Source organism: Flagellimonas sp. HMM57 (assembly GCF_021390175.1).
Lineage (GTDB): Bacteria > Bacteroidota > Bacteroidia > Flavobacteriales > Flavobacteriaceae > Flagellimonas.
In genome coordinates this window covers 3,637,100-3,651,635 of the sequence record NZ_CP090004.1, presented here as the reverse complement: position 1 = coordinate 3,651,635, position 14,536 = coordinate 3,637,100, and the positions used below count along the sequence as shown (strand labels likewise).

At 38.5% G+C, this 14,536-nt stretch carries 15 protein-coding genes; 6 read left to right on the top strand and 9 right to left on the bottom strand.

Annotation, left to right across the window (positions count from 1 at the left end; all coding sequences use genetic code 11):
* Positions 1-3 precede the first annotated feature (3 nt).
* The 7 genes from LV716_RS16215 to LV716_RS16185 form a co-directional block, all read right to left on the bottom strand.
* Entirely contained in the window at positions 4-786 is a 783-nt protein-coding gene (locus LV716_RS16215; RefSeq protein WP_163418822.1) for an SDR family oxidoreductase, read from the bottom strand.
* Positions 787-805: 19 nt separating this feature from the next.
* Positions 806-1,861, bottom strand: coding sequence for a type III polyketide synthase (locus LV716_RS16210; RefSeq protein WP_163418821.1), 1,056 nt, complete (start codon positions 1,859-1,861; stop codon positions 806-808).
* Complete coding sequence (locus LV716_RS16205) at positions 1,861-2,574, bottom strand: methyltransferase domain-containing protein (RefSeq protein ID WP_233759162.1); 714 nt, start codon at positions 2,572-2,574, stop codon at positions 1,861-1,863. Before LV716_RS16205 ends, LV716_RS16210 begins: the two co-directional genes overlap by 1 nt.
* Entirely contained in the window at positions 2,574-3,701 is a 1,128-nt protein-coding gene (locus LV716_RS16200; protein WP_163418819.1) for an NAD(P)/FAD-dependent oxidoreductase, read from the bottom strand. Before LV716_RS16200 ends, LV716_RS16205 begins: the two co-directional genes overlap by 1 nt.
* An 80-nt stretch (positions 3,702-3,781) precedes the next feature.
* Positions 3,782-4,474 (bottom strand): OmpA family protein, encoded by a 693-nt coding sequence (locus LV716_RS16195; protein WP_163418818.1) that lies wholly within the window; start codon positions 4,472-4,474, stop codon positions 3,782-3,784.
* A gap of 4 nt (positions 4,475-4,478) precedes the next feature.
* A complete protein-coding gene (locus tag LV716_RS16190; protein WP_163418817.1) occupies positions 4,479-4,964 on the bottom strand; it encodes a lipocalin family protein in 486 nt (161 codons plus the stop codon).
* 101 nt (positions 4,965-5,065) lie between these two features.
* On the bottom strand, positions 5,066-7,042 hold the full coding sequence (locus tag LV716_RS16185) for a thiamine pyrophosphate-dependent enzyme (RefSeq protein ID WP_163418816.1): 1,977 nt from the start codon (positions 7,040-7,042) through the stop codon (positions 5,066-5,068).
* Between the two features lie 112 nt (positions 7,043-7,154).
* On the opposite strand from LV716_RS16185, the gene LV716_RS16180 reads away from it, so the two are divergent.
* From LV716_RS16180 to LV716_RS16155, 6 genes are all read left to right on the top strand, one after another.
* Positions 7,155-8,105 carry an isopenicillin N synthase family oxygenase gene (locus LV716_RS16180; RefSeq protein ID WP_163418815.1) on the top strand — a complete coding sequence of 317 codons (951 nt, stop codon included), beginning with the start codon at positions 7,155-7,157 and terminating at the stop codon, positions 8,103-8,105.
* 3 nt (positions 8,106-8,108) lie between these two features.
* Positions 8,109-8,438 (top strand): translation initiation factor, encoded by a 330-nt coding sequence (locus LV716_RS16175; protein WP_163418814.1) that lies wholly within the window; start codon positions 8,109-8,111, stop codon positions 8,436-8,438.
* A 145-nt stretch (positions 8,439-8,583) separates the two neighbouring features.
* Positions 8,584-9,516 carry a DUF1835 domain-containing protein gene (locus LV716_RS16170; protein ID WP_163418813.1) on the top strand — a complete coding sequence of 311 codons (933 nt, stop codon included), beginning with the start codon at positions 8,584-8,586 and terminating at the stop codon, positions 9,514-9,516.
* 1 nt (position 9,517) lies between these two features.
* A complete protein-coding gene (locus LV716_RS16165) occupies positions 9,518-10,387 on the top strand; it encodes a nucleoside phosphorylase (RefSeq protein ID WP_163418812.1) in 870 nt (289 codons plus the stop codon).
* A gap of 68 nt (positions 10,388-10,455) precedes the next feature.
* Positions 10,456-12,498: a polyphosphate kinase 1 gene (ppk1, locus tag LV716_RS16160; protein WP_163418811.1), complete on the top strand. Its 2,043-nt coding sequence runs from the start codon at positions 10,456-10,458 to the stop codon at positions 12,496-12,498.
* Positions 12,485-13,333 (top strand): substrate-binding domain-containing protein, encoded by an 849-nt coding sequence (locus LV716_RS16155; protein ID WP_163418810.1) that lies wholly within the window; start codon positions 12,485-12,487, stop codon positions 13,331-13,333. Before ppk1 ends, LV716_RS16155 begins: the two co-directional genes overlap by 14 nt.
* A gap of 1 nt (position 13,334) precedes the next feature.
* On the opposite strand, the gene LV716_RS16150 is transcribed toward LV716_RS16155, so the two are convergent.
* The gene (locus LV716_RS16150; RefSeq protein ID WP_163418809.1) at positions 13,335-13,739 is read right to left on the bottom strand and encodes a response regulator; all 405 of its coding nucleotides are present in this window, start codon (positions 13,737-13,739) and stop codon (positions 13,335-13,337) included.
* 84 nt (positions 13,740-13,823) lie between these two features.
* Positions 13,824-14,489 carry a uracil-DNA glycosylase gene (locus tag LV716_RS16145; protein WP_163418808.1) on the bottom strand — a complete coding sequence of 222 codons (666 nt, stop codon included), beginning with the start codon at positions 14,487-14,489 and terminating at the stop codon, positions 13,824-13,826.
* Positions 14,490-14,536 lie beyond the last annotated feature (47 nt).

Below are 14,536 nucleotides of genomic sequence, written 5' to 3'. Positions count from 1 at the left end.
CCTTTATTGCAAACTTTCCCCTCCATCTACTTTTAAAACAGTTCCTGTTATCCATTTAGCCTCTTTCAATGTTAGAAGGTACGTTGCATCTGCTACATCTTCTGGAGTCGTTAGGCGTTGATTTGGGTTTCTTCGTATGGACTTCTGCATAAGCAAATCACTATTGGGAATCATCTGAAGGGATTTTGTATAGGTAACACCGGCTTGAATACAATTTGCTTTAATGCCTTTTGGTGCAAATTCCAATGCTATACTACGGACAATGGATTCTAAAACAGCTTTAGCCGCGGATACCGCCGCATAGCTTCGCCAAGCTTTAGAGCTGCCTTCACTGGTATAAGCAATCACACGTGCGTCCGTTGCAAAGAGATTTTTTTCATCCAATCCTTTCACCCAATCATAAAGACTTATCGCCATTGCATCAATAGTCAAATGAAAATCCTGATTGCCCAATGCATTTCCTTCTTCATCCAACATAGGCTTTAAGTTGCCTTTTGCGATACTATGAACCAGCACATGAATCTTTTGGGCCCCAATGAGTATTGCAATTTCTTTTATTAGTCCCTCTCTTTTTTCCGGATTTATAGCATCGATATTAAAATTATACAGCGTTTTTTCACTTAAAGTAATTTCTCGAAAAGTATCATTAATTTTTTCTAAATCAGATTTTCTATCCCTATGAACAACTATTATATTAAATTGTTCCTCAGCTAATTTTTTTACAGCCGCCAAACCAAGTCCACTACTACCTCCCAATATCAATGCCCATTTCGCTGTATCACCCATTATTACTAATCCAATCTAATTACCATTCCAATAAAACACGCTGTGCTGAAAACCCGGGACCAAAACTTAGAACCATTCCCTGTTCTCCAGTTTTTATATCCTTTTCTAAAAATCGCTTTAGGACATAGAGCACGGTAACGCTGCTCATATTACCGTACGCCCTTAAAACTTCTCTAGTATCATCTATGTTTTTGCCCAATTTACCGAATAATTCCTCCACAGTTTGAACAATTTTCTTTCCGCCGGGGTGAAAAATTAAATGGTTCACTTTCTCAATGCTCGAATTGAATTTCTGTAAAAACGGATGCACAATATCTGGGAAATGTTCTGCTATCACTTGGGGAACAGCAGGGTCTAAAATCATTTTCAACCCAGTATTGGTTAGGTCGAAGCCCATTAAATGTGTAGCATCTTTAAAATGATACATTTCTTCTCCAACCACTTTCGGTCCTTGAGCGTCAGCTTCCGAAGACAGTAAAACACATGCCGCGCCATCACCAAATATTGCGGCACTGACCATATTTGCCATGGAAAAATCGTTTAGCTGAAAGGTGGCCGTAGGGCTTTCAACGGCAACTACGGCCGCACGTTTTCCGGGGTTTGCCCTCAGAAAATTAGTGGCGTATATAAGACCTGAAACTCCTGCTGCGCATCCCATTTCGGTAACAGGAAGTCGAACAATATTTTGCTTTAACCCTACCGTATCGACCAAATAGGCATCCAACGAAGGAATCATGATACCCGTACAGCTTACCGTAATGATAAAATCCAACGATTCGCTTTTCCAGTTGGCTTTTGCCAATGCTTTAACCAAAGCTTTCTCTCCTAATAGTTTCGCTTCTCTAGCATAAATAGCATTTTTTTCTTCAAAAGAGGTAGCCATAAAGACCTCATCAATATCCATAATGCCATAGCGGCGATCAACACCCGCTCCCTCAAATATTTTCACCACCTTTCTACAAAAGCGATTATCTTGTCCGGAAAGCCATGTATTTATAAAAGGTATTATATCCGATGTATCTCTGCTATACTTGGGCACCTGTTTAGATACCTCCACAACACGAACTGAATTCATTAACTATACTGTCGTTTAAAGTTCATTATCCAAACATATCTAAAAGCCCATTTCCATTGAATGGTATGTGAAACGTTCGGTATATTTTTTGAAAACTCAACAAGCTCTTTTTTCCTAAATCCTTTGGTTATAGAAACAAGACCGTCATGCTTGGCAACTTTTGTGTTAATAAAGAATAGTCCAAAAATATGGAAAAGCCAATAGGCCAGTTTACTACGCTGCAAATCATTAATGACCACACCAACTCTTGCGAGTTTTACAAACTGCCGTAAAAAGACATCGATACGGTCTTCATCGAAATGGTGCATTGTTAATGTATTGATCAAAATATCACAGGTAAACTCAGAGTCAGCCTTTAAGATATCCATTTTCTTAAATTGGAGACTCCGAAAATCACTGGATTTTTCTTTTGCAATGCGCAGCAAATCTTCTTTTAAATCTATGCCGACCAAACTATGCGAAATTCCTCTTTTATCAAGAAAAGTAGACAGCTTTCTAAGTATTTCACCATCTCCGCAGCCCATATCCAAAATCGTATACGATTTATTTGTGTTGGGTTTTATTAAATTCCAGACCGCATTTATGGTTATTCCATCTCCACCCAGCATCTTATTGCACCTATTGATATCCTCGTACGCCTCACTGAGCTTATCGTACTCCAGATTAGCATCGTCCATAATCTCAGGCTGTATACTTCTGACCGAAAAATCCATCAAATCGTAATTGGGTTTCCATGAGTGCTCCGAATCAAACCACGAAGAACCATTCTTGAATTTGCCACCGTATTCATCCCAAAATTAAACCATTTGGTATGCATCATAAGCTTCTGCAATTGTCTTCCCATCCACAATCGCTCTTTAAAATTCTTCTCCCATAGCTGTTGATATTCATTTTCCATGTTCTCCCGCGTAAAACTGGCTTTTTCCAAAAAGTGGATTACGCTTTCAACAGCCAATTTTGCACTATGTATAGCCATGGCCATTCCATTGCCACAAAGCGGATGAATCAATCCTGCGGTATCTCCACACATTAATATATGATTTTCAACCGCCTTTTTCTTTTCAAATGAGATCTGGGCAATACTTATCGATTTCTCGAATTTTGGTGCTGCCTTGGATAAAAACTCTCTCAAAAAGGGATTTTGCGAAACTATTTTTTCATTAAAAGCAGTAATATCCCTTTCTTTTTTAAAGCTTTCATAATTAACCAAACTACAGAAATTCAAACTCCCATCTTCAACTTGGGACAATCCTCCATAACCGCCAGGAAAATTATGCAATCCGACCATATTGGAAGGATGACCGCTATATGTATAATGACATTTTATACCCAGCCACTGGGACTTTTGTTTTATAAATCCGCGCTTAAGCTTAACATCTAAGTTAGAACGTTTACCAAAAGCTCCCAAAACCACCATAGCCGAAATCGTATTCTCAGCAGAGAGGGTTACCAAAAATTCATCATTAATAAATTGAATATCGGTAACCGTATCAAATTGAAAAATAACCCCCTTTTTTTTGGCCAGCATGTAAAGATGGTAGTCCAATGCGTACCTACTTATTCCGAAGCCACCCAATGGTAAATCAATTTGTGTGACCCGCCCTTTTTGGGTGCTTATTTGCAGTGTGTCGATTTCTGGTAGGCTAAAATCTGATAAGGATAATCCCAAATGTTCCAAATAGGGCTTGACCTCATTAGAAACATACTCCCCACACACTTTATGATTTGGATAGGTGTTCTTTTCAATGACCAAAACCTGTTTTCCCCGCTGCGCTAAATCCAACGCCGCAGTCAATCCGGCCAATCCTCCACCTACAATTAGTATTTTAGGGTCATTCACTCTATGAAGATAACTCTTTAAAAATAAAAATCCCGACCTTAACAAGTCGGGATTCTAAAAATAAATACCACCTGGGTTATTTACCTGTTCGTATTTTGATATGCTTCTTGTTTAAGTTCTTCGCTAGCTACAATGGCCAATTCAACACGTCTGTTTTTTGCCTTGCCCGCAGAAGTCTCATTACTTTCTCTAGGTTGGGTCTCACCATACCACTTAGTAGTAAATCTTCCGCTAGAAATCCCTTTGGAAACCAAATATTTCGTTACTGATTCAGCTCTTTGTTTGGAAAGGCTCCAATTGTATTCTTCACTACCTGCACTGTCGGTATGACCTTCAACAAGTACGTTGGAATTAGGATACTCTTTAAAAATTCCAGCCAACTTGTCCAAAGTAGATGCAGATGTACCTTTAACATCAGATTTATTGGTATCAAAATAAACACCGGCATCTTCATTAAATGTTACATTGATTCCCTCACCCACTCTATTTACTTCTGCTCCCGGAATCTCCTCTTCAATACGTTCCGCTTGTCTATCCATTCGATTACCAATGTAACCTCCAGCAGCCCCGCCAACTACAGCGCCTATAATCGCGCCCAGTGCAGTATTGCCCTTTCCTACATTATTACCTATCACTCCACCGATTACGGCACCTCCTGCAGCTCCTATTCCTGCACCTTTTTGAGTGTTGTTGGCATTCTTGATAGCATTACAGCTTAGCATCAAACTCAATGTCAAAACAACGGTTGTGCTCTTTAAGATTATTCTTCTCATCTGTTTATTTTTTTGTGAATTCATATACTATGGTTACTGGCTGTCCATCTACGGAGACATTTGACTTAAGCGTCATTGATTGTTCATTGATACTGGCAATATTAAGTCGATATCCAAATCCCCCAGAAATGTCCTTTCGCTTTTCATCAATGAACTTAAATTGCAACTGACTACTGTAGTTTTGGGAAGGTTCCACAACGGACCATCTAAAGAAACGATCACCACCCTGACAAAGTGTGCTGGATGAAATCGTATACCTACCTGTACTGTTATTGTCCCTAAAGAACCAATCGCTGCCTTCAAAGCAGATATCTTCAGCATCATTGAAAATGACGGATTTAAAATTACCCGTATTGTTTTCGTAAGATACATTGTTCAACGTCCAAGAACCACTAAAAAGATTCCGTTGTGTCCTAGCACTTTTTGAAACCGAACAGGACGTTAGCAAAAAAGTTGCTAATGCCAGAAATAAAAATGTTTGTTTTACCATAAGAAATTGGAGTTTTAATATTGGATTTACATTAATTATATACGGTCGTAACCGCATAATGATCTGTTTGCCTTGTTAAAAGTTAGTTAAAAAGGTAAAATTTAATAGTCTAAAATTTCTTTCAACGCTTCCTCAAACCTTTTTTGGGGCAAGTAATTTTCCTCCAATCCTTTTGCGAAAGGAATGGGAGTTTCCAAGCTTCCAACACGTTTAATAGGTGCATCTAAGTATTCAAAACAATTTTCAGTTACCATTGCCGAAATATCGCTCGAAATACCACCAAACAAGGTATCTTCCTGCAATATCAATAACTTTCCTGTTTTCTTCACCGAAGTGTAAACAGTTTCAATGTCCAGAGGTTGAAGTGTTCGCAAATCTATGACATCTGCATGTATTTCTTTGTTTTTATCCAAGAAATCTGTAGCCCATTTAACAGCTGCACCATATGTTACAATAGAAATCATGTCCCCTTCAGTTATAAGGTTTGCCTTTCCAAAAGGCAATGTGTAGTAAGCTGTTGGCACATCTCCATAAACGCTTCGATACAAGCCTTTGTGTTCAAAGAACAAAACGGGGTTTGGGTCGTTTATGGCAGTAATCAACAGACCTTTGGCGTCATATGGAGAAGAAGGGTAAACCACTTTAAGCCCAGGTGTTTTGGTAAACCACGCCTCATTGGTCTGCGAATGAAAAGGACCTGCACCCACTCCACCACCACAGGGCATGCGAATAACCACATCGGCTTTTTCTCCCCATCTGTAATGCACTTTTGCCAAATAATTGACAATGGGGTTAAATCCAGAGCTGACAAAGTCGGCAAACTGCATTTCCATTACCGCTTTCATTCCATTTATGGATAACCCCATAGCAGCAGATACAATGACAGATTCACAAATAGGGGTATTCCTTACCCTACTTTTACCAAATTTTTTGGTAAATCCTTCGGTGATTTTAAAAACACCTCCATAATCCGCTATGTCTTGTCCAAGGATAATCAGCTCATTGTATTTCTCCATGGATTGCTCAAGGCCTTGCGAAATTGCGTCAACGAGTCGAATATTTTTTACTTCTGAATTGGATTCAATATGTTGATATTCAAAATCTTCATATACCTCGTTTAATTCTTTAGTTTGAATACACTCTACTGGAGGCTCGTCAAACGCAAGCTGAAGATTCGAATTAATCTCTTTGGTGATTTTAGACTTAAGCACTTCTATTTCTTCCGCGGAAATTAATTGCTCTTCCAACAAAAAAGCTTCGTAATTGGCAATTGGGTCTTTTTTTGCCCATTTTTTCATCAACTTATCTGGAACATACTTTGTACCGCTCGCCTCCTCATGCCCGCGCATTCTAAATGTCTGGAACTCCACAAGTATAGGTCTCGGCCTTTTTCTGATAGCTTTACAAAGTTCATCGATCTTGGAATACACCTCTAGAATATTGTTCCCATCAATAATTCTAGATTCCATCCCGTACCCTTTGGCTCTATCTGCAAGATTTTCACAATTATATTGCTCTTTGGTCGGTGTTGAAAGTCCATAACCATTGTTTTCAATACAAAAAAGCACGGGTAAGTTCCATACCGATGCAACATTTAAAGCTTCATGAAAATCACCCTCACTGGTAGCACCTTCACCAGTAAAAACAGCGGTGACCCGTTTTTTTCTCCGAAGCATGTCAGCTAAAGCAATACCATCAGCGACACCCAATTGTGGGCCTAAATGTGATATCATCCCTACAATCTTGTACTCTTGGGTGCCAAAGTGAAAACTGCGATCTCTCCCCTGTGTAAATCCATTTTGTTTTCCCTGCCATTGACTAAAAAGTCGATTTAACGGAATCCCTCTGGAGGTGAAAACACCAAGGTTACGGTGCATCGGCAAAATATATTCCTCAGATTTTAAAGCGTGCGTTACACCAACGGAAATAGCTTCCTGCCCTATCCCGCTAAACCATTTGGAAATTTTTCCTTGCCGCAATAAAATGAGCATTTTCTCCTCTATCATTCTGGGCTTCAGCATAGCTGCATACAAATCCAGTAATTTTTGTTGGTCTAAATCGCCAATATGGTATCTCATTTAGGTAAATTCAGTAGGGGTAAAAATAGTAAAAAGGCATCTATGGACTATGTAAATCCTTAAAACGTTTCGCTTAATTCATTACTTTTGAAATTAAACTAAAATGAATCGTATGAGTGCTATTCCAAGTGTAAATCTCGAAGATTTTGTATCTGGTGATGCATCCAGAAAAGAAAAGTTTATAAAAGAAATAGGGGCAGCTTTCGAAGATATCGGATTTGTGGCCTTGAGCGGTCACTTTCTTTCCGATGATTTGGTAGAGCAGCTCTATAAAGAAATCAAACGGTTTTTTCATCTCCCACAAGAAGCAAAAGACAAGTATGAAATTGAAGGCATAGGAGGCCAACGGGGCTATACTTCCTTTGGAAAGGAACATGCCAAAGGGAAAAAGGAGGGCGACCTGAAAGAGTTTTGGCATTTTGGACAATATGTGAAAGACAATCCTGCACTTGAAGCTGAATACCCAAAAAACGCATTGGTAGACGAGTTACCTGAGTTTAACAAGGTTGGGAAGGAAACCTACCAAATGCTGGAAAAAACAGCTCAATATGTACTCAGGGCCTTGGCACTTCACTTGGGACTTGATGAGCTATATTTTGATGAGTGGATAAAAAATGGAAATTCCATTTTAAGACCCATACATTACCCGCCCATTACAGCGGAACCAAAAAACGCAGTAAGAGCTGCTGCACATGGGGACATTAACCTTATTACGCTGCTGATGGGTGCTCATGGCAAAGGCCTACAGGTAAAAAACCATGAAGGCGAATGGGTAGATGCCATTGCAAGGCCAGACCAGCTTATGATCAATGTTGGAGATATGCTTTCACGTTTAACGAACAATAAATTAAAATCCACAATACACCAGGTTGTGAACCCCCCAAAGGAGCTCTGGGGAACTTCTAGGTATTCTATTCCTTTCTTTATGCACCCCGTGAGCGAAATGCCCTTAAACTGCTTAGAAAATTGCATAGATGAAGAAAATCCAAAAGGTTTCGAAGATATTTCAGCAGGAGAATATTTGCATGAACGCCTCATAGAACTTGGACTGGTAAAAAAATAGCTTGTGGATTTACAGGACCAACTTAAAAATTTATTTCCGGATCATGTACCCGAAGAAAGTGAAGCTCCAAAAGCCGACCCCCCAAAGTACTGGATACAAGATTCGCCCATACTTTGTAAATACGAGAAGCGAAAAGGCAAGCCCGTTACCATTCTAGAAGGCTATACAGGTGCTGATTCAGATTTTAAAAAATTGACTAAGGACTTAAAATCGTATTTAAGCGTAGGTGGCAGTTATAAAAATGACATTATACTTATCCAAGGGGATTACCGCGATAAAATTATGGACTTTTTAAAGGAAAATGGTTTTTCGGTAAAAAGAGTGGGGGGATAATAAGTTCTATATGGATAAATCCCTTAGTTTTTTTGCACCTTGTTAAAATCTTGGTTTGACAACCAATGTTTTACGAAAAAATTTTTGTGTTCTTGGTTTAAATCTTACTTTTAATCACTCTAACTGACGAAAAACTGAACTGAAAATGAAATCACTGTTGCATATTACCAACGGGGACAATTTCACGTTAAAACTACAAACGCTAAAACTTAAGGGAGACATTATTACTTGGAGAGAAATGCTCTGTGAAGGCAAAACCCTCTGTAGTGTTGGCAGTGAATCCTTTTGGAAAACGCGTTTTGAGTTTTTAAACAAAAACTACAAGGTTTCTAAATCTTGGTTTGTTGAAAAAACCCTAAAAGAGTATAGGTCCCTCTGCAATCATAAGCAACAGGACCAGATTGTCCTATGGTTTGAATATGACCTTTTTTGCCAAATAAACATGTTAGCTGTATTGAGCTGGTTAAAGACACACAGACGACATGCAGAAATATCCTTGGTTTGCAGTGGAAAAGAAGATGAAAGTGGCAAATTATACGGATTAAATGAATTAAGCGACGAAAAACTGCTCCAGCTCTATAAAAACAGGACTATTTTATCCCAGGATGACATCGAATTTGCTGATTATGTGTGGCAGCTCTATTGCAGTGACAATCCTATTCGACTGGAAAATCTGGTAGCGCACAATAATTTTCAGTTTGAATATCTATCAAGTGCCCTAAAAACCCATCTCAAGCGTTTTCCTACCATTAAAAATGGACTAAATGAATTGGAAAATAGAATTTTGACCCTTTCCGAAGAACAAAAACCAGAATCAAAAAAAGCATTGTTGAACCAATTGATATCCAATCAAGGGTATTACGGTTTTGGGGATACACAATACGAGCGCATTATCGGCTCTTTGAAACCGTTGTTCAATTCCTTTAATCCAGTAAAGCTTACAAAAAAAGGAAGGGAAGTTCTTAATAATCAAACTAATTATTATTCTCAAATACGTGATAATCAATTATATCTAGGAGGTTCTTTAAAGTATAACTTCCTATTTAATTCTACTGCTGACCGTATTTTAAAACTCTAAAATGGTATTAGGCGACTCAGAATTAATTCTGAATCCTGATGGAAGCATCTACCATCTTAATCTTTTACCACAGGACATTGCGTCTACAATCATAACAGTTGGTGACCCTGACCGTGTGCGTTGTATCAGTGCATATTTTGACTCTATCGAAGTCGAAAAAGGAAAGCGCGAATTCCTTACTCATACCGGTAGCTACAAGGGAAAACGAATAAGTGTCGTCTCTACGGGCATTGGCACGGATAATATCGACATTGTTTTTAATGAATTGGATGCACTTGTAAATATAGATTTTACTACAAGGCAAATAAAAAGTAACAAGACCCAACTCAATTTTATACGGATTGGTACATCCGGTGCAATACAAGCGGACATTGCGGTAGACACCTTTTTGTTGAGTGAGATTGCTATTGGTTTTGAGGGGTTGTTACACTTTTATAACACGAATGAAGCCACTGAAAAAGTACTGGAGGCAAAGCTAAATGAATATCTTGGTTGGAAAAGCCATAATATTACTGCCTATGCGATATCATCAGACGAATCATTACGAAATGAATTTCTATCAAATCGTATACGATTAGGCATAACAGTAACAAATTCAGGATTTTATGGCCCACAAGGCAGGAAGTTACGATTGATGCCACAAATTCCTGACTTTAACGAGAAACTAGCCGCATTCACCTATAAAAATCAAAAGATTACCAATCTAGAGATGGAAACTGCCGGTATTTATGGATTATCCAAACTATTGGGACACCGTGCAATTTCATTAAACGCCATCCTTGCCAACAGGGCAACAGGTGATTTTTCTAAAAATCCAGATAAAACCATAGATAATCTAATTCAGTACGCCTTAGAGAAACTTACACAATAAATTTGGGCTTAACATTACCTTTAAATACATGAAGGTCTCTTTACTTATTTTTAGGAAAAATATAAATTATGGAAGATAAGCCCTTAAAAAATAGGGATATCAATTGGCTTTATTTTAATGAACGTGTACTACTGGAAGCTTCGGACCCAAAAACTCCACTTCTCGAACGCCTAAAATTTCTTGCCATATTCTCTTCAAACCTTGATGAGTACTTTAAAGTTCGTATTTCACAACTGAGACAGCTTAAAAGTGTGGATAAAAGCCTGAGAAAGAAACTCATTCTCAAACCCAATAAAAAATTAAAGTTCATATTAAAGACTGTTGCAAAACAGCAGCAGCAATTTGGGAGTATCATTCAAAACACTTTTGAAGCACTCCAAGAGCATGACATATACCTCAGAAAAAGAAATGAAATCAATGCAGACCAAGCTGCCTATTTGAAAGATTTGTTCAAGAAATCGTTTTTGAAAGACTGTACGGTTCTAAAGGACAAATCACCGGAAAGCTTAAAAGACGGGGCACTTTACCTTGTAGTACAATTTTCGGAATCTGCTTTTGACATCGCTACAATTCCATCGGACAAACACCCCCGCTTTGTTGAAATCCCAGGAAAAGGACGCCAATACCTCTATTTGGACGACATTATTAAAATGAATTTGGAGCACCTCTTTCCCAATAAAGAAATACAGGGCAGTTACGCCATAAAAATGTCGAGAGATGCTGAACTCTATTTGGAGGATGATTACGAAAACACAGAATTGGTAGAAATCATCTACGAATCACTGGGGAAACGAAAATCTGGGCAACCTACCCGATTTTTGTACGATATGAATATGCCGGAATCATTGATTGCGTTAATAAAAGAACAACTGGGCTTAGGTGATGTAGATATGGTCATGGGAGGCGAATACCACAATCTATCGGATTTCTTCGATTTTCCCAACCCTTTTGAAGACAATAGCGTGTCATACCAATCAAAACCACCACTTCCCCATCCCGCTCTATCCTTCTCTAAAGATATCTTTCAAAGCATATCAGAAAAAGACCAATTGGTTCATTTTCCGTATCAACAATTTGATGTAGTGGAAGAATTTATTAAATGTTCCGCTCTTGATGAACACGTAAGTTGTATAAAAATGTCCTTATACCGTATTGCTAGGACTTCAGTGCTTACGGATGCATTGCTAAAAGCCCTTGACAATGGTAAAGAAGTAATACTTTTTATTGAGGCACAAGCCCGTTTTGATGAAGAGAACAATATAAAATGGGGACGTATTTTTGAGGAAAAGGGCGCTACAGTTTTTTTTAGTGTTCCCCATATAAAGGTGCATTCCAAGATAGCCATGATAGAGCGTAATGAACCTGAAGGACTAAAACGCTATGCCTACATTGGAACAGGCAATTTTAATGCAAAAACATCGAAAATATATTGTGACCACGGATTGTTTACAGCACACAAAAAAATTACTGCAGACCTGGCTCAAGTGTTTATGGTCTTGGAAAGAAAACTCATCATTCCAAAATTAAAGCATCTGTTAGTTTCCCCGTTTACAACACGTAGTACATTTTTGGATTTGATTGCCAAGGAAATAGCGAACGCACAAGCAGGAAAAAAAGCCAAAATAACGCTTAAAATGAATAGCTTGGAAGATACCCGGATGATTTTGGAATTGTATAGGGCTAGTGAAGCAGGTGTGGAAATACGGTTATTGGTAAGAGGGTTTTGCTGTCTTGTTCCCAAAGCTCCAGAAGATTTGACAGCCAATGAAAAAACAATTAAGATTACCAGTATCGTAGATCGTTACTTGGAACACGGGCGCATCTATCTTTTTGAAAATGGTGGAGATGAAAAAATGTATATAGGCTCCGCTGATTGGATGACCAGAAACTTGGACAAACGTGTGGAAGTTTTGGTTCCTATTCTAGATACGGATATCTTCAAAGAATTGAAGGATATTCTGCAAATTCAACTTAGCGATAATGTGAAGGCCCGTATTTTGGATAAAAATGATACCAATCAACGTGTACCACAGGAAAATGGAGCGCCCATAATACGCTCACAATATGCTATTTATGAATATCTGAAGAGAAAATTAAATGAAAAAAGTTAAGATAGTTGGCGTACCGGAACATTTCAATCTTCCGTGGCACCTCGCTATTTCAGATGGTGCCTTTGAATCTAGGGGAATTCAGCTAGAATGGACGGATATCCCCGAAGGTACCGGTAGAATGTGCCAACTTTTGGCGAAAGGGGAAACCGATTTGGCAATCATACTAACGGAAGGCATGGTAAAAAGTATCGCACAGGGCAATCCTTCCAAAATCGTCCAAGAGTATGTATCCTCTCCCCTTCTTTGGGGAATACATGTTAGTGCGGACAGTATCCGAAAATCTATAACAGAATTGGAAAATGACAAGATTGCGATAAGCCGTACGGGAAGTGGAAGCCATTTAATGGCCTATGTCCATGCACAGAATCAAAACTGGGATACCAATAAACTTCAATTTGAAATTATTAATAATTTGGATGGTGCCGTTGAAAGTCTATCTGGGAAATCAAGCGCTTATTTTATGTGGGAGCATTTTACGACCAAGCCATTGGTAGATTCTGGTGTTTTTAAACGACTAGGTGATTGCCCCACTCCATGGCCTTGCTTTGTGATCGCCGCTACCGATACTTTTTTGGAAACAAAATCAAATGTATTGACACACATACTGGAAGTTATTAATACTTACACCTTGGAATTCAAAAAAATACCGAGCATCGATAGGACTTTGGCCAATAGATATGAACAGAAATTGGAGGATATTCAAGATTGGTTGTCCAAAACTTCTTGGGGACAGTCTCAACTTACGACCGCAACTTTGAACGAAGTTCAAAATAGGTTGCTTAGCCTAAAGCTAATAGAAAAAATCGAGGACCCTAAAGTATTTCTCTACGCATAACCTACGAAAAATATTTATTGATGAGCACTCTAAATTTTAGATCCGAAAGAGGTTTTTGAGCAGTATCCGTAACGTTTGGATTGGACATGGCCATGGCTGTTACCGCTTCGGTATCCAGGGCAGTAAGCATGACTATAATCACATTTTTCTTAAAATCTTTATCAAATTTCTTTTCATATACGTCTAAAAACTCCCAACCGTTCATGATGGGCATATTCGTGTCAAGTATAAGTAGACATGGCATGTGTTTCTTATATGGAACAGCTTCTAGAAACTCAATGGCCTCTTCGCCATTTGTAACTGTATTGACAGTCAAGTCGTTATCGAGTTGCCTAATAAAAAACTTATTTAAAAAATTAGTGGTTTCATCATCGTCTACAAGTAAGATCGATTTCAGTTTTCGCAATTTATTCAGAATTTTCTTAATGATTAGTTTTACTAAACGTACGAAATAATCTTAAATTTTAGGAAAATCCTTCCAAAAAATATTTTACCAACTTATCAACTGTCTCCCTTTTTGCGATAAAATTGCATTTGTCTTACTGAAATGTTGGTTGCCGAACCAAAGTCCACGATTAGCACTCAAAGGTGATGGATGTCCAGAAGTTAAGATATGATGTTTTGTTTTATCAATGAGTGAAGCCTTCTTTTTGGCAAATCCGCCCCATAACAAGAAAACCACACCTTCAAGTTCTTTGGATATGGTATGGATGACCGAATCCGTAAACTGCTCCCAGCCTTTATTTTGATGGCTCCCAGCCTGATGCGCTCTCACTGTTAACGTCGCATTTAGAAGCAATACCCCTTGCGATGCCCATCGTTCCAAATTACCGCTTTTAGGATAGGGCTTTTCCACATCGACCTTGATTTCCTTAAAAATGTTCACTAACGATGGTGGATGCGGAATACCATCTTTTACAGAAAAGCAGAGCCCATTGGCCTGATTGGGCCCATGGTACGGATCTTGACCAATAATGACCACCTTTACCTCTTGAAAAGGGCAATGGTCAAATGCCGCAAAAATGTCCTTTCCTTTTGGGTAGCAGGTATACTGCTTATAATCTTGCTTCACAAAATTCGCTAACTGTTGAAAATAAGGCTTTTCAAATTCTGGTTGTAAGTGGGCTTTCCAGCTTGGGTCTATTGCAACGTTCATTATTTATATCTGGACTAAAATGGTATCTTTCGTTTACGAAAATACTT